Consider the following 19,973-nt stretch of genomic DNA (forward strand, 5'->3'; position numbering starts at 1 on the left):
CCATGCTGCGTCTGATCTTGCCGATCCTGTTGCTGCTTGCGGGTCTTGGTGCCGGGGTGGGCGCCGGGGTGCTGTTGCGCGCGCCTGCGCCCGAGGAAACGGCGGAACCCGAAAACACAGAGGCCGAAACCGAAACCGAAGCGGAGGCTGAAACCGACACCGCACGCCCACCCGAACAAGGCGCTCCGGGGCAATCGGAATTTGTGCGGCTGAACAACCAGTTCATCGTCCCCATCGTGCGTGATGGCACGGTGCGATCGCTTGTGATCTTGTCGCTGAGCGTCGAGGTTGATCTGGGCAACACCGAATTGGTCTTTTCACAAGAACCGCGGCTGCGGGATTCCTTTCTTCAGGTGCTGTTCGCCCATGCCAATGCCGGCGGCTTTGACGGCGGCTTTACCCAAGCCATTGCAATGGATCCGTTGCGCGTCGGGCTGCGCGATGCTGCAACTCAGGTTCTGGGCGCGATCGCGCGTGACGTCTTGATCATCGACATCACCCGGCAAGACGCGTGATCGGGTGGCCCGGGCGCGGTCAACGCCCCTGCCGCGTCTGGTGAACCAGCCGCTCCAACACCGATTTGCGCGCAACAGCGGGGCGGGCGGCCTGCTTGGCCATGTCAAACTCGGCCTGCGCGCGGGCCAGATCGGCCATCGCCGCGGCCTGGTCGTGCCGCAGACGTTCAGCAAGCCTTGCAAGCCGCGCCGCCACAACCGGATCGGCCCCATCCAGCGATAGCCGGGCACGGCGCGCGGCCAATTCCTCGATCTGCGCCCTCTGCGCCACAAGCCGGCCTTGCGCTTGGGCGACCGGGGCCAGGCCGCGTTCGGCCAGAACCGCCGCGATCCGGGCAAGATCGGCCAATCTTTTGTTGGGCCCTGTCATGCCCGGCGCGCCCTTGCCTTTTGCCGCATCAGATCGGCAAAGCGGATGGCCGCGGCGACCGCCTTGAAATGATCGGGCCGTATCGGTGCCCCGATCTCGACCATGGCATGCAGGCTGCGCGCCGTGGGCGGGTCGGAAAACACCGGCACGCCCGCCTCGGCGGCGGTTTCCCGAATGCGGCGGGCGGTCTCATCCACGCCTTTGGCGACACAGATCGGCACGTTCTTGCCCGCCCGGTCCCAACGCAGCGCGACGGCATAATGGGTGGGGTTGACCACGACCACATCCGCCTTGGGAACATCGGCCAGCATCTGGTTCATGGCGATGGCCTGTCCCCGGCTGCGGCGCTGGCTCTTGATATACGGATCCCCTTCGGAGGATTTCGTCTCATCCATCAATTCTTGCCGCGACATGCGGTTCTTCTGCTGATGCTGGGCCCATTCCCACATCCAATCCACCGCGCCGATCACCGCCGCCAAAAGCGCTGTAACCGCCAGGAATTCGAACGTCAGCCAGCCCAGCGTCAAAAGGACCTGACCCGGCTCGGCATAGAGCGAGGCAAGGATGCGCTCGGACCGCGCGATCAGGTAAAGCGCCAGCAACACCGCCACCAGCGTCAGCTTCACCGTCGATTTGGCAAATTGGAACAGGCCATGGGCGCCGAATTTCTGTTTCGCATTCTCGATCGGGGATATGCGCGACAGCTTGGGTGCCAGTTTCGATGGGGTGAACAAAAGCGCGCCTTGGGCAAACAAGATCGCCAAAAGCAGCCCCGCCGGAACCAGCACGACCGCCGCCGTGGCCAATACGGGCTGACCCATGATGCCCAGCGCCAAGGCCATGCCACCGGGCGCCAGCACAAGCGGCGCGATGTCATGGGCCTGACCCAAAAGCACCTGCGTCAGCCGCCCCAGACCGTCGATCGCCCAAGGCGCCAACAGCGCGCCAGCGGCCAGAAAACCCAGATAGCTGATCGCGGTATTCAGATCGGGTGAGCGGACGATATCGCCCTGCTTGCGCGCCTCTTCCAGTTTTTGCGGCGTCGGCTCATATGGCTTGTCGGCGGGGGATTGATCTTGGTCGGTCATGGCGATCCCAAGGGCGCGACAAGCGCCGCCTGAAACGCCTCGAACCAAACCGGCAACAAGAAGGGCGTGGTGATCAACAGCAAGAACAGACCGCCCCATGTGATCGCCGGAGCGCCGACAAACGCGACCATCAGCTGCGGCATGGCCTTGTTGATGACACCCAGCGCCACATTGTAGAGCAGCGAGGCAATCAGGAACGGTGCGGCCAGTGACAGGGCCAGACCGAAACTGGCCGCGACACGATCCACACCCCATGCGCCCAGATCGCCGGGGGCGGGCATCTGGCCCACGGGCAAAAGATCATATGACCGCATGAAGGCCGCGGCCAGATGCACATGCAGCCCTGCCATCACCGCCAGCGTGACACCCGACAGCATCAAGATCGCCCCCATCGCCGGCTGCGGATCGGGCGAGGCCCCGCCCATGATCTGCGACAGGGATGTCGATTGCGCGGCGATGGTGCCCGCGATCTGCAAGGCATGCACCGTCAGGCGCAGCGCCAGCCCAAGGATCAGCCCCGCCACCGCCTCGGTCAGAAAGAACCGCAAGGGCGGCATGGCGCCTGTCATTGGCGGCAGATCGCCCAAGACCGCGGGCGTCACCAGAACGCTCAGCGCCAGCGCCGCCCCCAGCTTGACCCGCAACGGGATCATGGCTTCGCCGAACCCCGGCAAGACCAGAAAGCACGCCCCTATCCGCAGGAAAACGGCGATGCCCGCCGCCAGCCAGAATTGGGACAGCGCCATGATCTGTGACAGGGCAAGGGCCAGCGTATCATTCATGGGGTGGCCAGACCGACAAGCGCGGGTTTGGCATCGGCCCCGATTTCCTCAAACGACAGCACCGGGTTCATCACGCCACGCGCATTGAGCACCGTGCGCAAAAAGCGGCGACGCAGCGCGGTGGTCACGATGCCCGCATAGGTGCCCTTTTCGCTGGCGGCGGCGACCTTGTCGGCCACGGACCGGACCAGCGCGTTGAAATCATCGGGCGGCAGGGCGATCTCGGGGATGCCGCCATCGCCGCCGATCTGGTGGCGCAGGAACATCTCTTCCCAGTCGGACGACAGCTGGATCAAGGGCAAGGTGCCATCGGCACGCTTGAGTTCGGCAATCAGCTGAAATCCTAGACGCTGGCGCACATGCTCACAGATCACCTCGGGGGCGGCCTTGACCCCGCGCATCTCGGCGATCGCCTCGAGGATCAGGGGCAGATTGCGGATCGACACCTGTTCTTCCAGCAAGAGCCGCAGCACCGTGTGCAACAGATCGAGCGGCACCTTGTCGGGCACCAGCTCATCAAGCAGGCGGCGGTTCTGATCGGCGCGCGCGCCATCGGACAGCGTGACAAAGGCGTCAAGCTGGCGTTGCAAGGTCTTGAGGGTCAACAGCCGGGCCAGATTGCGCTTGAGAACCTCCAGCAGATGGGTGGCCAGAACCTCGGACGGGGCGACAACCGTCAGCCCGCGCAAGATCGCAACCTCGCGGTCCGCGGTGGCGATCCACCGCGCCGGGGCGCCATAGACGGGCTCTTTCACATCCTCGCCCGGCGGCAAGAGATCGGATTGATCGCCAGCCAGCACCAAAAGGCGGCCGGGTTGCAGCGTGGCGCGCGCATGTTCCACACCCAAGAGCCGGATCGCATAATTGCCAGCCGGCAGGTCGGGCCGATCGGTCAGCCGCATCTCGGGCAAGATCACGCCAAACCCGCGCGCCACATGTTCGCGCATGGTCTTGATCCGCGCATCAAGCCCGGTCGCCGGATCAAGCGCCAGGGCCACCAGATCGGGGGCGAATTCGACATGAATATCGTCAAGATCCAACAGATCGCCGATCATCTCGGGCTTTGGCGGTGCCGCATGGGCGGGCCCCGCAGCAGTGGCCGCTTCCGCCGATAGCGTGCGGCTTCGGCGCCAAGCGGCATATCCCAACGCCGCTGACCCGATCATGAAGGGCAAGAACGGCAAGCCCGGCATCAGCGCAAAGACCATCATCAGCACCGCCACCGTGACAAGTGCTGCGGGATGGCGGCCGAGCTGTGCGGTCAGCGCCGTATCGGTTGCCCCCGTCGCACCGCCACGCGCCAACAAAAGGGCCGAGGCGATGGCGATGATCACGGCAGGGATCTGGCTGACCAGCCCGTCACCGATGGTCAGGATCGAATAGGTCTCAAAGGCGCGGGCCACGGGCATGTCATGGATCATGACACCCACGATCAGCCCGACGACAAGATTGAGCAGCGTGATCAACAGCCCCGCGATGGCGTCACCCTTGACGAATTTCGAGGCCCCATCGAGCGAGCCGAAGAAATTGGTTTCCGCCTGTTCACGTTCACGCCGCGCCTTGGCTTCGGCGTGATCGATGGCGCCCGCGGCCATGTCGCTGTCGATGGCCAGCTGCTTGCCCGGCATCCCATCGAGCGCAAAGCGGGCGCCCACCTCGGCCATGCGGGCAGCACCCTTGTTGATGACGATGAAGTTGACGATCAGCAGCACACAGAAAATCACCAGCCCCATCACCACCGAGCCGCCGATGACGAACATCGCAAAGCCTTCGATCACGCCGCCCGCCGCCGAGGTGCCGGTATGCCCCTGACCGATGATCAGCTTGGTCGAGGACACGTTGAGCGACAGCCGCAACATCAGGGACGCCAGCAAGATCGTCGGAAAGGCCGAAAAATCCAGCGGCCGTTCGATGAACAGCGTGACCGTGAAGATCAGGATCGCCAGCCCGAAAGACGCGGCAAGCCCGATATCCACGATGATGCTGGGCACGGGCAGGATCATCATCACGATCACCGCCATCAGCGCCAGCGCGAACAGGATCGTGGGCTGAAACAAGGCGCGGGGATTGGGCATCAGCGGGTCTCCCAAAGGGGGCGGGCGGTCGTGGAAAGCGGGGGGCGGGCAGCGCCGTTCAGGGCGCCCACCAGCCCGGCCGTCAGCGCAGGCCGGGTCGCCATCACCAGCGGACCGGGCCCAAAGGATCGCCGCACGACCCCACCATCGGCGGCACGCTCGCGCGACAAGACAGCCCCGATCGCCTCGAACCGCGACAGATAGGCGGCGGCGTGTTCGGGATTGCGCGAATGAAAGGCGGCGGCAGCGGCGGTCCAGTCACCGAATTCCGCGTGCAGATCGCGCAGAAACCGGGCGGCATGAAGCGCGTTGTGACCCGGATCCAGCATTGCCTCGAGCGATGGGAACCTGTCGCCATGCCAGCGGTAATTGATCTGGAAACAGCCGATGTCGATGTTGCGTTGGCCAGCCGCAATGGCGCGCCTTGCGGTCTGAAGGGCGGCCAGCGGGCTGTCATGAAAGCTGCCGCGGCCGCCGGTGTTCAAGGTCCAGGGCCAGGGTTCGGGCAGGCTTTCGGGGCCGCCTCGCCCGGTTTCCACCCGCGTCAGCGTCAGCAACAGCGCCACAGGAACCCCCGTGGCGCGCGCGGCATCTTGCGCGGCGCCATCGCACAGATCTGACGCGGCGCCGAGCGGATTGGCAAGACATGGCGCCAAGGCCAAGACCAGGGCCAAGGCGCGGGCCATCAGCGGCAGGCGGCAAAAACCGCGCCACCGGGTCATGGCAAAGCCCCCGCCGGAACCGGGCGCGGCGCGGCCAGCAGCGCCTCGATCTCATCGCGCAAGGCGCTGCTGTCGGCCAGAGCGTCGACCAAACGCGGCAAGTCGCGGTCCACAGGGTCGGCGGGCGTCGTCCCCGTTGCCATCATCCGGTCCGCGACCGAGCGATGCGGCCCATCGGCCAGATCGCCCAACCGCGACCAATCCCCGCTCTGCCAGGCATCGCGCAAGGGATCGCCCTGATCCGCATCGCTGTCGGGACGGCCGGGCAAGATCAGCGTGCGCTGTGTGCTGCGCAATATCTCGACAGCATCGGTCAACCCAACATCGCGCAGATGCGCGATGGCGGCCAGACGCGCGCGGCCAGCCTCGGACCCGCTGGCCTGCCACTGGGCGCCAAAAACGCGCGCCAGCACATACAAAGCCGGGGTATCGCCCAGCGCCGCGCGTTCGGCGAAAGCGACGGTCAAGGCATCATCGCGCGCGCCCTCGGGCAAAGTATCGACGGCCAAAAGTTCCAGCATGCGGTCCAGATCACCCAAGGCTGCACGGGCCAACACAACCTCTTGCCAGAGCGCGGCGGTGGCTGGCCCGATGCCTTGCTCGCGCAACAAGGCTTCGGCCGCATCAAGGCGCTGTCGGCTGACCGGCACCCCGATTTCGCGGTCGTAGCGCATCGCATGGGCCATGGCGGCCACCGGTTCACCCGCTGAATCCCGCAACGCCAGGGTCAGACCGTTCCGGGTGGCCGCAACATCGGTCATCGACAGACCCAGATCTCGGTCAAGCCACAACAGCGCCCCCGCCCCCAGCGCGCCGCCCCGCCAGAGCATGTCGCGCAGATTGCGCGCCTCATTGGCGAAACCATCGGCATGCAAGATGCGGGCGATGCGCGGGGCGATATGGTCACGCAAACTGTCGGGCAGCGCCGCTGTGGCGCGCTGGATACGCCCGGCTTCTTCCACAGTCAGGGCAGACCTGTCCAAAGCGCCGTCAAGATAGCGCCAGAGCAATTCATCATCGCTGCACGACAAAAGCGCGGGTTCGGGCGGGAAATGCTGGCCGGGCATCTCATCGACAAGCGATGCAAGCGCCGTCAAGACGGGCGGCGGCGCTTCGATCTCGCCCAGCCAGAATATCGCCTCGGCACCAAACCCGGAGACGATGTAATGGCGCGCCAGCGCCAGAACACCGTCGCGTTGCAGTTGGTCGCGGTCATCGAACAGCGCACGGCGCAAATCCCCCAGCCCCTCTTGCACCGGCCCCCCACCCGACCAGTCGTTTATGGCCCAAACCTCGCCCCGACAGGCCAGATCATCCCGGGGGGCCTGGACGAACACCGACATCGGCAGGACCATGTCGAACGCGGTTTCCGCACGAACCTGCACGCCGGGTGGCACGGTGGGCATCACCTGATCTTGGGGCATGGTCTGATCGGTGGCTTCTGCCGGGGGGCGGGCGGTTAGATCGGCATCCGTCAGCGGCCGCCCCGCGCTTGCATCAAGCAGACCGGCGGCGGCGGCGCGGGCCAATTGCTCGGACATGATCCGGGCCGCTTGCTCAAGATCAATGCCTTGGCCGCCGGCATCTGAAACGTCGGACATGTCGGGATCAGGCATGACCGGGCGGTCGGGCGGGGCCAATGCCGGCGTTTGCCCCAGCAAAAGACGCGACATGTCAGGCAAGCGCGCGGCCGCGTCGCGGCGGGCGTCCCGCAGGGCGGCGTCGGTTGCGGGCCGGATGTCAAGCACCAGATACCGCCGTTCGTAACGGCTGGCATCGATATCGCAAGGGCAGGCCAGCGTCAGTTCCAGACCGTCTCGAACAGCCAGCCCTGCCAAACGGGTGCGCGGGATGAGATCGAAGACCCGCGAAATATCGAACCCATCGACCGGGGGATCAAGGCGTAGGCGGACCGTGTCGCCCAAAGGATCAAGCTGCCAACTCCGGCCCGCACCGATATCAAGGACAAGGCGCGTGAATTCGGCATGTTCGCCCGATTGCACGCGGACCGTCTGTGCCAGCGCTTGTGGTGACATCACCGCCAGCATTGCGCCAGCCGCCACCGCAACGGGGACCAGCGCACGGGCAAATCGGCCAAGACCATGCATCATGCCGCAGCCGAGGCGCTCAGCGTGCGCAGCGCATCTTCCAATTCGATATAGCCGGGGCGGTGATGTCCGGGTGCGTTCTGGCGTCCCACCTCGATGCACAGCATGGTGGCGTGATTGTGCAGATTGGCGACCAGCACCTCGCGGATCATCAGATAGAACTGATGATCTTCCTCCACCACGGATTTGAGCTTGACCGAAAACGGGCCGACAAAGCCATAGGCCAGAAACACACCCAGAAAGGTGCCCACCAACGCCCCCCCGATCAGACCGCCCAGAACCTCGGGCGGCTGATCGATCGAGGCCATGGTCTTGATCACGCCCAAGACGGCGGCCACGATCCCCAAGGCCGGCAAACCATCCGCCACCGTCTGCAGCGCATGCGATGTGTGCAAGGCATGATGCAGATTGGCCTCGATCCGCTTGTCGAGCACTTCTTCGACCTGATGGGGGTCATCGTAATTCATCGCGGCCGAACGCAAGGTGTCACAGATCAGTTCGACGGCTTCCTGATCGGCCTGAATCCGGGGATAGCGGCCAAAGATCGCCGATTCGGCCGGGGCTTCGATGTGTTGTTCAAGCGCCACGGCATTCTGACGGCCCATTCGGATCAATTCGAACATCAGGCACAACAGGTCGCGATAGTCCGAATGCTTCCAGGCGGCGCCCTTGAACACCTTTGCCATGTCCTTGAGCGTGTGTTTGACCGTGGCCATGTCATTGCCGATCAAGAAGGCACCGGTCGCCGCACCGCCGATCATCATCATCTCAAAGGGCAGCGCCTTTATGATGATGCCCATCTTGCCACCCGCCAGGAGATAGCCACCAAAGACCATGCCAAAGACGACAACGATACCGATGATGCCGATCATCTGCGGGGCACTCCTGCTGGGACGGGGTCACATTGCGGCGAAAGGTTTAATTTTCCGTCTCTCACGGGGGTGTGGCAGTTGCCGCAAACCGCGGTGCCGAGCTGTTGCGCGTGGCGATCACGACCGAAACGGCATAGGCCTGTTCCGGCGTCAGCTCGGCCATCAGCGTGGCCGATGCCGCCGGAGCCATGCGGGTCAGGAAACCGGCCGCGAAACTTGGGTCCATTTGCCCAAAGATCGCGGCGGCTTCTGCCGCGGGCATGGTCTCGTAGACCTGCGTCAAGCGGTCCAGATCGGTTTCGGCTGCGCTGTCAGAGATGGCGATCAAGGCAGAAAGCCGCTCTTCGGCGGCTGCAAGCTCGGCCAGGCGTGTTTCGACAAGGGCTTGGGCGGCGGCTACCGCGCGTTCGCGATCGGCAAGCAGCGCTTCGCGGTCCGCCAGCGTGCGGCGCAGAACGTCGATCTCGATCAACGCCGATTGCAGGGTTTCGGTCATCCCCGGCACGGCAGATGGCGTGACGGGCGCAGGCGTTGCATCTTGGGCAAAAGCGAAATCCAGCGTGCCGACCCGCAGCACAGCCGAGGCCGCAAAGACCAGGCCAAGCGTGGTCAGGACCCAGCGTTGCCGTCGCCGGCCGCGCCGTTGGCGGACAATCTCATCAGATCGCGCCATGGATCAGCCCTGCCCGTTGCGCAGCAAAGCCGGCGCGCCCGCAGCGGCCCGGCGGCTGCCGAATGTCGGTTGCGCGGGCGCCAGGTCGGTTGATGCCGGAACCGCCGCGATGCCGGGCGTTTCAGCCGCCGATATCACCGCAGGCTCGATGCCCATATCCAAGGCCACATAATCCGGGATCGGCTTGGGTGCTGCCGGCTTGCGGGGCGCGGGCGCAAGCGCGCCTTGCACCACCATCGCTTCCTCTGCGAAATCATGGCAGGCCGCGATCATCAGCTCCAGCTCCGCGGAAATCTCGCGTGCCTGTCGCACCTGATCGAGCAAGTGATGGCTTACCCCGTCGCTGCTCTGCCGTGCTTGCGCGAGTGCGGCCTTCATTTCATCGACTTGTGCCGACAAGACCGCAATGGCCCCGCCTATTCCCTTGTCAAAGCTGGTCAATCGCGCCAACCGCCGTGACAGGATCAGGCAATAGATGGCAGCCCCCGCCGAGGCAGCGATCATCAAGATATCGGCGGCAATGGAAAGATAAGGCATTCAGTTCACCACAAATTGCGTGACAAGAAGATCCCGGACCCGGCCTTCGCCGGTCACGATCTGGATCCGGCGCAGCATCTGCGCGCGCAGGCGTGCAAGGCTGGCCGGATCGCTCAGTTCGGTAATCGAAATCACCCGCAGATAGCTGTTGAGCACATCCATCACCCGCGGGCTGAGCAAGCTTACCTCCGCCACATGGACAGGCTCCACCTCAAGCGCCGCGCTGAACATCAGATGGCGGGCCGCCTGTTCGGCACCCAGCGAGATCACCAAGGTCTCAAGCGGCACAAAGGCCACGGCCATCGGGGGGCTTGCATCCGTATCCGATGCATCCGATTCGCCACCTTCGGCACCCGCTTCGGCCACGGTCTTGGGCGCGAAAGGGCCCATGCTGACCGCCCAATAGCCGCCCGCACCGCCCAGAACGGCAAGCACCACGCCAATCAGCAGGGGCAACAACAGGCCCCGCTTCTTGCGTGGGGCTTCAGTCTCGGTCTGATCGTCGGCCATGGGCGCGGGCTCTCCGTTTTGATGGGCCCTGTTTAGCGCCGCTGCACTAACCGAATCTTAATCGCCCGGCAGATAGGACCACTGGGACAAGCCAGAATGGCATGGATGCGAGGACCGTGGTGAACGCGCTCACAAGCTTTTGGAACGGGTTGGATGGGCGCCGCCGCGGCGTCCTGGTGGGGGGCGCCCTGGCCCTGCTGGTCGTCGTGGCGATGCTGGCGCGCAGCGTGACCGCACCAAGCTATGCGCTGCTTTATGCGGGTCTTGATCCGGCGGCGGCGGGCGATGTGATCGCCGCGATCGAAGCACGCGGCCTGCCCTATCGGGTGCAAGGTGACGCGATTCATGTCGACCTTCGCGATCGCGATGCGCTGCGCATGGCGCTTGCGGGTGAGGGCCTGCCGGCCAATGGCGCGGCCGGGTATGAATTGCTCGATTCCCTGTCGGGCTTTGGCACCACGTCACAGATGTTCGATGCCGCCTATTGGCGCGCGAAAGAAGGTGAGTTGGCGCGCACCATCGCGGCAAGCCAACATATCCGTGCGGCCCGCGTGCATCTGGCCAACCCCGGCGCCGATCCGTTCCAGCCCATGCAGGAGGTGACGGCCTCGGTCGCCTTGCGCCCCGCGGCGGGCGGGCTTGGCCCCGGTCATGCCCGCGCGCTCAGGTTTCTGGTGGCATCGTCGGTTCCGGGGCTTTTGCCCGAGAATGTGACCGTGCTCGATGCCGATAGCGGTCAGGTTCTGGGTGGTCAGGATACGCTCAGCCCAACCGCCGATGCCGCCGCTCGCGCCGAAGAATTGCGTCGCAATGTCGAACGGCTTCTGGCCGCCCGCGTGGGGCCGGGCAACGCCGTGGTCCAGGTCAACGTGGCACTCGACACCACGCGCGAGACGATTCGCGAACGCCGGATCGACCCCGACAGCCGCGTCGCCATCGCCACCGAAAGCGACGAGATATCCAACACCTCGCGCGAAGCGGCGGCAGGGGGCGTCACGGTCGCCTCAAACCTGCCCGAAGGCGATGCCGCCGGGGGCGAGGGCGAAAGCTCATCCCAGGAATCGGAAACGCGCGAGCGCTTGACCTTTGACGTGTCGGAAACCCAGCGGGAAATCGCGCGCGAGCCGGGCGATATCCGCAAGATCAGCGTGGCCGTGCTTCTGAATGGGGTTCCCGCGGCTGGCGCGGACGGAGTCACCCGGATCGAACCGCGCCCCGAGGCGGAAGTCGCCGCACTTCAGGCGCTGGTGCAATCGGCCGTCGGTTTCGACGCCAGCCGCGGCGATGAGGTGACCATCCAATCCATGGCTTTTGATGACAGCGTGATCGCGGATCTGGCCGAACCGGGCTTTGTCGACAGGATGAGCCTTGATCTGGGCCGGGTGTTGCAGACCCTCGTGCTGGCGGCGGCCGCCTTGTTCATCGCCTTTGGCCTGTTGCGGCCGCTGTTGCGGCGCGATCCCGAATTGGCCAGGCTGGATCAATCGCTGGCCAACGCATTGCCGCCCATGGCGGGCGATGCGAATGGGCCGAGCGCGGGCATGACCATGTCACAGGCCTTGGGCGCGGATGGGGCAGCGGGCGCGCTGGCCGCCTTGCCCGGGGCAGAGGCGCCAGATGGGGGCGCGCCCATGCTGGACCCGGTCGAACGCCTGCGCCGCCTGATCGAAGAGCGCGAAGAAGAAACCGTTGAAATCCTGCGCGGCTGGATGGAACAGGATGATGAGGTGCGCCCATGATCCGCGCCCTGACGCTTGAAGATTTCACCCGCCTGACCACGACACCCCCCGAAGCGGTGCCAGCGCCACAAGAAACCCCGACAGGCCCCGATGCCGGCGATGAAACCATGGCCGCCTTCGACGAGGGCTATCGCAGCGGCTGGGAAGATTGCGCCAAGGCCGAGGCCGAAAGCCAACGCCGCATTGGCGCCGATCTGGCCGCCAATCTCAAGGAATTGTCGCTAAGCTTTGCCCAGGCGCGCGCTGATGTTCTGACGGCACTTGGCCCGCTGTTCGAAGACATGGCCGCCCAGCTTTTGCCAAGACTGGCCGCCGAGGCCATCGCCCCGGCCGTCATCGCGGAACTGCGCGCGGCGGCCGAAAGCGCCACTCAGGCAAAGGCCGTGCTCTTCGCCGCACCCGCCGCATTGCCGGCGCTGGTGCAGCTTGTCGAAATGCAAGACGGGCTCGAGATCGAACTGCGCGCCGAACCCGCCTATGCCGAAGGTCAGGTCTCGCTGCGCTTTGGCTCAGAGCGGCGTGACGTTGATCTGAGCGATGCCGCCCGCCGCATGGCCGAAGCGATCCGCGCCTTTGCGGCGCAAGAACACGGCGCGACCCAACCCCCACCCATCCAAAAAGGAATGGCCTGATGTCCGAGCCGAACACCTTGCTGCGCGCCGCCGCCTTGCAGTCGGTCCCGATCGAGATCCGCGTCTCGGTCGGCCGCGCGCGCCCATTGCTGCGCGATGTGATGGAATTGGCACCCGAAGCGCTCTTGACGCTCGACAGCCGCATCGAGGATCCGGTGGCGCTATATGTGGGCGACCGGATGATCGCCGAGGGGGAACTGGTCCAGCTTGAGGGGGAGCGCGAAGGCCAGCTGGCCGTGCGGATCATACGACTGGCCGAGGGTGGGCATGGACCAGCATAGGCTTTTGCGAGCACTGGCCTTTGCGGCGGTGGCGCTGATCTTGCCACAAGCCGCACTTGCGCAAGAGCTGACGCTGAACCTTGGCGATGACGCCTCGCTGACCGCGCGGGCGCTACAGTTGATCGCGCTGATCACGGTGCTGAGCCTTGCGCCGGGTCTGGCGATCATGATCACCTGTTTTCCCTTTGTGGTCACGGTGCTGTCGATCCTGCGGCAGGCCATCGGCTTGCAGCAATCGCCGCCCAACATGCTGATCGTCAGCCTTGCGATGTTCTTGACCTATTTCGTCATGGCCCCCGTCTTTCAGGAAGCCTATCGCATCGGCATCGAACCCTTGATCGCGGGCGTGTTGCTGCCGCAAGATGCGCTGATCGCGGCCTATGGGCCGTTTCGCGGGTTCATGTTGAACCGGGTGGAAATCGAGACCCTGCAAAGCCTTGCGCAATTGCGGGGGATCACGGACATCACCGACCCCGAGGCCTCGATCCTTATCCCCGCCTTCATGTTGAGCGAGGTCGAACGCGCCTTTCAGATCGGGTTTTTGATCTTTTTGCCCTTTTTGATCATCGATCTGGTGGTGGCCGCGATCTTGATGTCGATGGGCATGATGATGGTGCCGCCCGCGATTGTGTCGCTGCCCTTCAAGCTTGCCTTTTTTGTCGTGGCCGATGGCTGGGCTTTGGTCACCGGCGCGCTGGTGCGCAGTTATTTCTGATCCGCAAGATCCAAGTGCAAGGATAAACCCATGACCGACCATCCGATCCCCCCCCGTGCCAGCACAAATCCGCGGGACGAAAAGCTTCTGGCCATCGCATCCGTTTTTGGCGATGCGGTGGCGGCGCGCTTGGCCAAGGCACCGGCGGCCCAACCGCAGCGCCGCCCGGATGGCCCGGCCACGACGGCTGACCGTGTGGCATGGCAAACCAACCGCTTGATCGCGCATTTGCGCGCGCGGGTGGGGCCCGATGAGGGGCGCACGCCGCCCACACGGTCGGCCCCGGCCATGCCACGCCCCCCGATCCAGCCACGCAAGGCTGCACAGATCCCGGTTTTGGTCGAAGGTGAGGATCTGGCCGCCGAACACCCCGCCGTCATCGCCCATATGCTGCGCGAGGCGCCGCAACACATGCGCGTGGCCGTGTTGCGCGCGCTGCCCGGGCAAGTCGCCCGTGCCGTGATGCGGCGACTGAGGGTGGCCTGAGCGCATCACGCCATCCGGTTTCGCAAGCTGACGGCGCTGTCAGCCAGCACCATCGCGCGCCTGCGCGCCCAGGGTCCGTTCACCCCCGGCCGCGCGCAAGCCCAGCCTCAAGCCGCGCCGCCAAGCGGCAGCGGTGTTGGCCCATGCGCGCCATCCGCTTGGGACGGGACCATGGTAAACGGTGCGGGCGCAAGACCCCTGAACAGATCCACCTTTGCCATGCCCGATGGCGTTACGCGCTCGGGCCCGGCGGGTTTTGGCCAAAACGCACGCAGCCCAAACCGATGATCGGTCCGGGGCGGCGATTGCCGCCAAGCTCGGCCTGCCCTGCTCCACCGTCGCGCGCTGGCTGACGCGGGCGGGGTTGGGCAGGCTTTCGCGGCTCGACCCGCCCGAGCCCGTGCGCCGCTATCAGCGCGAACGGCCGGGAGAGCTGGTGCATCTCGACATCAAGAAGCTGGGCCGCTTCGCGCGGCGAGGTCACCGCATCACAAGCACCCGCAGGGGCTGCCGCAACCGCGGTGCGGGCTGGGATTTCGTTCGTGTCGCGACGGATGACGCGACCCGCCTGGCCTATGTCGAGGTGCTGGCCGATGAGCGCAAGGCGACCACCACCGCCTTTGTGCTGCGCGCGCTGCGCTGGTTCCGCAGCAACGGCATCCGGACCGAACGGGTGATGACCGACACCGGCAGCGCCTATCGCTCACGCCAGTTCCGCAAGGCGCTGCGCTGGCTGGGCATCCGCCACATATACACGCGCCCCTACACGCCGAAGACCAACGGCAGGGCAGAGAGGTTCATCCAGATCCTTCTGCGGGACTGGGCCGATGAACTGTCCCACCCGTCCTCCGCCGCGCGCAATGATGATCTGCCCAGATGGCTTGACTGGTTCAACCGATCAAGACCACATTCCGCACTCAAGGGCCTCGCTCCGATCTCTGCGGTGAACAACCTGATGAGAAACCACGCCTAGCGCACGATAAATTCTGCGTGCAAGGCGCCCGCTGCCTGAATGGCGTTGAGGATGTCGATCATCTCGCGCGGGGAAACACCCAGGGCGTTCAGGCCGCTGACCACATCCGACAGGCTCGTGCCCGCGGGCAATTCGGCCAACCCGGTGGCCTGTTGTTCCTCGATGGCCACATCGGTGCGCGGCAAGATGACGGTTTCGCCTTCGGCAAAGGGGTTTGGCTGCACCGCGATCGGGCGTTCGTCGATCCGAAGGGTCAGATTGCCCTGCGCCACGGCAACGGTGCTGATGCGCACATCCTCGCCCATCACGATGGTGCCCGAGCGCTGATCGACCACGACACGCGCCCGGCGTTCGGGTTCGACCAGAATATTTTCCACCCGGCTCATCGCATGGGCGGGCGACGGCGTGCGCGTGGCGGTCACATCCAGCGCGACGGTGCCGGAATCCAGCATCACCGCAACGCGCTGACCGAAATCGGCATTGATCGCCTGTTCGATGCGGGCGGCGGTGGTGAAATCGGGGCTGCGCAGCGCCAACCGCACTTCACGCAGGCTGTTGAACTGAAAATCGACCTCGCGTTCCACGCGGGCACCCGACGGGATCGCCCCTGCCGTCGGCACGCCTTGGACCACCGCAGCCCCATCACCCTCGGCCGCGACCCCCCCGGCGATGACCGACCCCTGTGCAACGGCGTAGATCTCGCCATCCGCAGCGGTGAGCGGCGTCATCACCAGGGTGCCGCCCATCAGGCTGTCGGCATCGCCGATCGCCGAAACGGTTACATCGATGCGCCCACCCTGACGCGCGAAAGGCGGCAAGACGGCGGTCACGATCACCGCGGCCACGTTTTCCGGCCGGAACTGTTCGCCCGTCACGTTGACGCCCAAACGTTCAAGGATGTTGACCATGATCTCTTCGGTGAAGGGCGCGTTGCGCAACCCGTCGCCGGTGCCGTTCAGGCCCACGATCAACCCGTAGCCCACCAGATCGTTGCCACGCACCCCGTCGAATTCCACCAGATCCTTGATCCGGACCGGCGTGGCCTGTGCGGCTTGCACAAGGGCCGCGATCACGCCAAGGCACAAAAGGAAAGGGCGGATCATCGCAAGTACTCCGTCAGGTTCAGGCGCGACAGACGCGCGGTCAACACATACAGCGTTTCAAGCCGGGTCTGGGCGGCTTGCAGATCGGTGGCGGTGCGGTAGGGATCGGCCTCGGTCATGCGGGTCTGTTCGATCTGCAACCCGGCGCGCGCTGCTTCGGCGGTCACGCGCGCCTCTTCGATGCGGGCCTGCGCCACGCCCAGATGCGACTGCAAACGCACCAGCCCCTCTTCACCGCTGCGAAGCCGGGTGGTGGCCGCCGAAATCAGCGCCTGCTGTTCGTCTTGGTCGCCAGAAATCGGGGGCTCGGTCGCCAGCGCCGCAATCGCAAGCCCCGCCAGCACCTGACGCAGGGCAGGATCAAGCGCGCTGATGGCGGCCTCGGTCTGCAATCCTTCGCCGAGGATAGCGGGGGCGGCGGGGCCGGTTCCGCCTTGCCAGGCCGTCGTCTCGTAGCCGCCGCCTGCGGACAAGAACCACCCTTCGACTGCGGCGATCTTGTCGGCCGGGGTTGCGGCGGCATCCACCAGCGGGCGCAAGGCATCCAGCATCGCCGCCCCTGAAATCAGCGCGGGCCGGTCTGGGGCATTGCCGGAAAACAGCGATACATCCGCCACGCGGGTGTTGAGCGCACCGACCGCCTGTTCCAGGCGTTCAGGGGCGTCGGCGATCGCCAATACCATGTCCTGCAGTCGGCCCGCCTTGGCGGCCTGCAAGATGCCTGTGCCAAAGCCGTCAATCTCGGCTTCGACGCGGGCCAGCACGGTCTGGCGCGCATCGGCGGCAATGGCCGCGTCGCGGATGCTGTGCGAAAAGGTCTCGGTCAGACGCAAGGACCGCGAGATATCGGCCATCGCCGTGAAATCGCCGCCCACAGCGCGACCAAGATCGGCCTGCCGGCCGCTGGACAATTCCGATGTCAGGCGCTGCAGATCGTGGCGCAAACGCGCCCCATCTTGCTGGATCGTCTGAAAACGGGCGGCATCGCCCAGCGCTGTCCAGCTCATCTGCCCATCCGGATAAGTTGATCGATCATCTCCTGCGCGGCGGTGATGACGCGCGCATTCGCGGCAAAGATCTTTTCGATACGCAGCAATTGCAGCATTTCGGAATCGGTGTTGACGCCTTGCGCAAGTTCCTCATTGCGCAAGACATCCAGACGCGCGGCGGCATGCGACTGGCGTGTCTCGGCCGACTGTCGGGCCATGCCGACACCCGACAGATGATCAGCGACCAGCCCCGCGAAACTGCGGTTCGTGGCGGAAAAGCTGCCCGAGGCCGTTGGTCTGAGGGCGGCAAGCGCATCGCGTTGCGCCTGAAGCAGACCGGCAGCCCCGCCTGGCCCCGGAACCGCTGCCCCGAGGCCATCGCGCAGCCGCCAATGCGCGCCACCCTGATCCGGAAGAACCGCCGCATTGACCCGCAGCCGCGCGGCCAGACCTGTCTCGGTGGCCGCATCGGGCACAGCGCCCGCATCGGTGAACAGCCCGGGCTGGCCCGCCGCGCGGGTCGGATCGATCCCGGCGGCATCAAGGCGGGCGGCCAGATCACGGGCGATCGCATCGATATCGCGTTGCGCGGCGGGGCCCCAGGCGTCGCGCTGCAAGAACAGCGCGGCCAGTTCACCGCCCGCCAGCGCAGCCGTGGGGCCGTCAAGTGCCAGGGCCCGGCCATTCAGTGTCAAACCCGACAGCGCGCCGTCAGCGAGGGTGCTTTCGGCCGTCATCACCGCAACCGGGGAAAACCCCAGCACCGCCGCCCGCCCGTCGAGCAGCGCCTCGCCATCGGCACTGTAGAGCTGCAAGGCCCCGCTGGCGTCGCGGCGGCTTTCCAGCGGGACAAGCGCCGCGATATCGTTGACCAGCCGGGCCTGCGCATCAAGCAGCCCCGACACATCCGTCGCGCCCCCCCCATCGCGCCGGATGCGGGTGTTGAGCGTGGCCAGTTCGCCCAGCGCGCCATTGAACCGCTCGATCCCGCGCGCAATGGCGCCATCCGCCGCAAGGCGTTGCGCCTGAATGCCGTCGGAGATGCCGTTGATCGTGCCCGCAAGCGCAACCGCGGCGTCGACTGCGCCCGCAAGCCGGACCTGATTGTGCGGGCTGGCGGCGGCGGCGGTCAGGGCCGCCTCGAATGCGGCGCTGCGGGCTGCAAGACTTGCGGGAGTGTCGGGAATTCCGATCGCGCCCTCGAGGCGGTTGAGGTGCTGGCCCTGTGTGGTGCCAAAGGCAAATTCGGCCTCGGCCCGGCGGCGGTGCCCGATCAGGGCCGCATCCTCGATCCGCAAGACGCCCAATACCCGCGCCCCGGACCCGCCATTGCCAAGGTTCTGGCCGGTAACCGACACTTGCCGCACGCCATACCCGTCGGTCATCGCGTTGGAAATGTTGGACGACACGATGTCGGCCGCCCGCGATGTGACGGTAAGGCCAGACAAGGCGACAGACATGACGCTGGAAAGACTCATGGCTCAACTCCGGCCAAGGGCGCGGATCAGCGCTTGATGTTGGTGGTTTCCTGCAACATTTCGTCCACCGTCTGGATGAGCTTGGCGTTCGAGGAATAGGCGCGCTGGGTCTGGATCAACTGCGTCAGTTCGCCTGCGACATCGGTGGTGGATTCCTCTCGCGCATAGCCCACCATGTCGCCGGTCGGCCCATTACCCGCATTCCACAAGAAGAACTGACCCGTTTCGGGCGTGATGGAATAGGTCTGGTTGTCCTCTGCCCGGAGCCCGTTGAGGTTGGGCACATCGACAACCGGGATCTGATACAGCACGCGGGTGATGCCGCTGTCGTAGATTGCATTCAGATAGCCGTTGGCATCAACCTCCACCCGGCTCAGATTGCCCACGGGCGACCCATCCTTGACGACCGGCGACCGGGAAAAATTGACGGAAAGCTGCGTCAGGCCGCCGGGCGCCCCGATGCCAAGGTCGAGCGGCCCGCTTTCGACCATCAGGGACAGGCTGCCGGTTGCCGGATCGAAAGGCCCGCCCACGACAGGCGTGACCGATGCAAGGTTGCCGCCCGTGCCGCGCTGGCTGTCGAAGACCAGCACATATTCGCCGATGATCGCCCCGTCCTGGGCGCTGTCGCGGATTTCCATCCGCCATTCATGGCTTGTCCCGGTCGCCGGGATCGCCGGTGTAAAGCCGATCTCGAGAAATCGGGGCGTGCCGAGATTGTCGTAATATTCCGCCGATATGACATAGGGCTGGCCGGACCCGCCGGCCTCGGTTGCGGTCGCGGGCAGGTTCGCGGAAAGTTGCATGCGCGTGGTCGGATCGCCCGCGAACTGGTTGGCGCTGATCTGGATCGGGCGCAAGCCGTCAAAGGTGTCGCGCGGGAAATTCGGAATGACCCCGTCGGCATTGGCCGGCCAACCCATCAGCACCTCGCCCGTCTTGGTGCGCAAGATGCCATCCGCGTCAGGCCGAAAGGACCCCGTCGTGACCAGACGGATCGGCAGATCACCGACCGGGCGGTTCAGCGCCGTTGCCGATGTCACCGGCAACAAGCCCCGCCCACCGATCGCAAGGTCGGTGGGGTTTTCCGTGGCCACCAGTGCGCCGCGCTGGTCGATCATGCGCGTGACCGGCGCGCGCACGCCACCCGCCGAATAGGTGCCATCACCCTGCATGATCACGAGCGACGAAAAATCGGCGACAACGCGCTTGTAGCCAAAGGTGCTGGAGTTGGCGATATTGTCGGCGATGGTGGCAAGGCGGTTTGCATTCGCCTGCAAGCCAGACACCCCGGAATTCATCGAAGAGGAAATCGTCATCTCATG

Annotated in this window: 21 protein-coding genes; 7 read left to right on the forward strand and 14 right to left on the reverse strand. The window is 65.5% G+C overall.

Annotation, left to right across the window (positions count from 1 at the left end; all coding sequences use genetic code 11):
• The first annotated feature begins 2 nt into the window (after positions 1-2).
• Positions 3-515, forward strand: a complete 513-nt coding sequence (locus Q0094_RS03195; RefSeq protein ID WP_297615188.1) for a flagellar basal body-associated protein FliL — start codon at positions 3-5, stop codon at positions 513-515.
• Positions 516-534: 19 nt separating this feature from the next.
• Here the strand turns inward: Q0094_RS03195 and Q0094_RS03200 are convergent, their stop codons facing one another.
• From Q0094_RS03200 to Q0094_RS03245, 10 genes are all read right to left on the reverse strand, one after another.
• Positions 535-885 (reverse strand): hypothetical protein, encoded by a 351-nt coding sequence (locus Q0094_RS03200; protein ID WP_297615190.1) that lies wholly within the window; start codon positions 883-885, stop codon positions 535-537.
• Positions 882-1,973 carry a flagellar type III secretion system protein FlhB gene (locus Q0094_RS03205; RefSeq protein WP_297615192.1) on the reverse strand — a complete coding sequence of 364 codons (1,092 nt, stop codon included), beginning with the start codon at positions 1,971-1,973 and terminating at the stop codon, positions 882-884. Before Q0094_RS03205 ends, Q0094_RS03200 begins: the two co-directional genes overlap by 4 nt.
• On the reverse strand, positions 1,970-2,755 hold the full coding sequence (locus Q0094_RS03210) for a flagellar biosynthetic protein FliR (protein WP_297615194.1): 786 nt from the start codon (positions 2,753-2,755) through the stop codon (positions 1,970-1,972). The genes Q0094_RS03205 and Q0094_RS03210 overlap by 4 nt, the downstream gene beginning before the upstream one ends.
• Positions 2,752-4,830 (reverse strand): flagellar biosynthesis protein FlhA, encoded by a 2,079-nt coding sequence (flhA, locus tag Q0094_RS03215; protein ID WP_297615197.1) that lies wholly within the window; start codon positions 4,828-4,830, stop codon positions 2,752-2,754. The genes Q0094_RS03210 and flhA overlap by 4 nt, the downstream gene beginning before the upstream one ends.
• A complete protein-coding gene (locus Q0094_RS03220; protein WP_297615199.1) occupies positions 4,830-5,552 on the reverse strand; it encodes a lytic transglycosylase domain-containing protein in 723 nt (240 codons plus the stop codon). Before Q0094_RS03220 ends, flhA begins: the two co-directional genes overlap by 1 nt.
• On the reverse strand, positions 5,549-7,663 hold the full coding sequence (locus Q0094_RS03225; protein ID WP_297615201.1) for a hypothetical protein: 2,115 nt from the start codon (positions 7,661-7,663) through the stop codon (positions 5,549-5,551). The genes Q0094_RS03220 and Q0094_RS03225 overlap by 4 nt, the downstream gene beginning before the upstream one ends.
• Complete coding sequence (gene motA, locus Q0094_RS03230; protein WP_297615203.1) at positions 7,660-8,532, reverse strand: flagellar motor stator protein MotA; 873 nt, start codon at positions 8,530-8,532, stop codon at positions 7,660-7,662. The genes Q0094_RS03225 and motA overlap by 4 nt, the downstream gene beginning before the upstream one ends.
• A gap of 61 nt (positions 8,533-8,593) precedes the next feature.
• Positions 8,594-9,205 (reverse strand): hypothetical protein, encoded by a 612-nt coding sequence (locus Q0094_RS03235; RefSeq protein ID WP_297615205.1) that lies wholly within the window; start codon positions 9,203-9,205, stop codon positions 8,594-8,596.
• A gap of 3 nt (positions 9,206-9,208) precedes the next feature.
• Entirely contained in the window at positions 9,209-9,742 is a 534-nt protein-coding gene (locus tag Q0094_RS03240) for a DUF6468 domain-containing protein (protein ID WP_297615206.1), read from the reverse strand.
• Positions 9,743-10,252 (reverse strand): flagellar basal body-associated FliL family protein, encoded by a 510-nt coding sequence (locus tag Q0094_RS03245; protein WP_297615208.1) that lies wholly within the window; start codon positions 10,250-10,252, stop codon positions 9,743-9,745. It lies immediately after the preceding gene.
• 119 nt (positions 10,253-10,371) lie between these two features.
• Here Q0094_RS03245 and fliF point away from each other — a divergent pair, with 119 nt between their 5' ends.
• The 6 genes from fliF to Q0094_RS03275 all read left to right on the forward strand — a co-directional run bounded on the left by fliF (position 10,372) and on the right by Q0094_RS03275 (position 15,078).
• The gene (gene fliF / locus Q0094_RS03250) at positions 10,372-11,991 is read left to right on the forward strand and encodes a flagellar basal-body MS-ring/collar protein FliF (RefSeq protein WP_297615209.1); all 1,620 of its coding nucleotides are present in this window, start codon (positions 10,372-10,374) and stop codon (positions 11,989-11,991) included.
• A complete protein-coding gene (locus tag Q0094_RS03255) occupies positions 11,988-12,623 on the forward strand; it encodes a flagellar biosynthesis protein (protein WP_297615211.1) in 636 nt (211 codons plus the stop codon). The genes fliF and Q0094_RS03255 overlap by 4 nt, the downstream gene beginning before the upstream one ends.
• Positions 12,623-12,904 (forward strand): FliM/FliN family flagellar motor C-terminal domain-containing protein, encoded by a 282-nt coding sequence (locus tag Q0094_RS03260; protein ID WP_297615213.1) that lies wholly within the window; start codon positions 12,623-12,625, stop codon positions 12,902-12,904. The genes Q0094_RS03255 and Q0094_RS03260 overlap by 1 nt, the downstream gene beginning before the upstream one ends.
• Positions 12,891-13,619, forward strand: a complete 729-nt coding sequence (gene fliP / locus Q0094_RS03265; RefSeq protein ID WP_297615215.1) for a flagellar type III secretion system pore protein FliP — start codon at positions 12,891-12,893, stop codon at positions 13,617-13,619. The genes Q0094_RS03260 and fliP overlap by 14 nt, the downstream gene beginning before the upstream one ends.
• Positions 13,620-13,649: 30 nt before the next feature.
• Entirely contained in the window at positions 13,650-14,105 is a 456-nt protein-coding gene (locus Q0094_RS03270) for a hypothetical protein (protein ID WP_297615217.1), read from the forward strand.
• A gap of 256 nt (positions 14,106-14,361) precedes the next feature.
• Positions 14,362-15,078 (forward strand): integrase core domain-containing protein, encoded by a 717-nt coding sequence (locus Q0094_RS03275; RefSeq protein WP_297615219.1) that lies wholly within the window; start codon positions 14,362-14,364, stop codon positions 15,076-15,078.
• Here the strand turns inward: Q0094_RS03275 and Q0094_RS03280 are convergent.
• Genes Q0094_RS03280 through Q0094_RS03295 form a run of 4 tightly spaced genes read right to left on the reverse strand, consistent with a single transcriptional unit; the run spans position 15,075 to position 19,967 of the window.
• The gene (locus Q0094_RS03280; protein WP_297615221.1) at positions 15,075-16,181 is read right to left on the reverse strand and encodes a flagellar basal body P-ring protein FlgI; all 1,107 of its coding nucleotides are present in this window, start codon (positions 16,179-16,181) and stop codon (positions 15,075-15,077) included. The genes Q0094_RS03275 and Q0094_RS03280 overlap by 4 nt on opposite strands.
• Positions 16,178-17,188 carry a flagellin gene (locus tag Q0094_RS03285; RefSeq protein WP_297615223.1) on the reverse strand — a complete coding sequence of 337 codons (1,011 nt, stop codon included), beginning with the start codon at positions 17,186-17,188 and terminating at the stop codon, positions 16,178-16,180. Before Q0094_RS03285 ends, Q0094_RS03280 begins: the two co-directional genes overlap by 4 nt.
• Entirely contained in the window at positions 17,185-18,630 is a 1,446-nt protein-coding gene (flgK, locus tag Q0094_RS03290; protein ID WP_297615225.1) for a flagellar hook-associated protein FlgK, read from the reverse strand. Before flgK ends, Q0094_RS03285 begins: the two co-directional genes overlap by 4 nt.
• 44 nt (positions 18,631-18,674) lie before the next feature.
• Positions 18,675-19,967, reverse strand: coding sequence for a flagellar hook protein FlgE (locus Q0094_RS03295; protein ID WP_297615227.1), 1,293 nt, complete (start codon positions 19,965-19,967; stop codon positions 18,675-18,677).
• Positions 19,968-19,973 lie beyond the last annotated feature (6 nt).

Origin of the sequence: uncultured Roseicyclus sp. (genome assembly GCF_937892565.1) — a bacterium.
In the GTDB taxonomy this organism is placed as follows: Bacteria; Pseudomonadota; Alphaproteobacteria; order Rhodobacterales; family Rhodobacteraceae; genus Roseicyclus.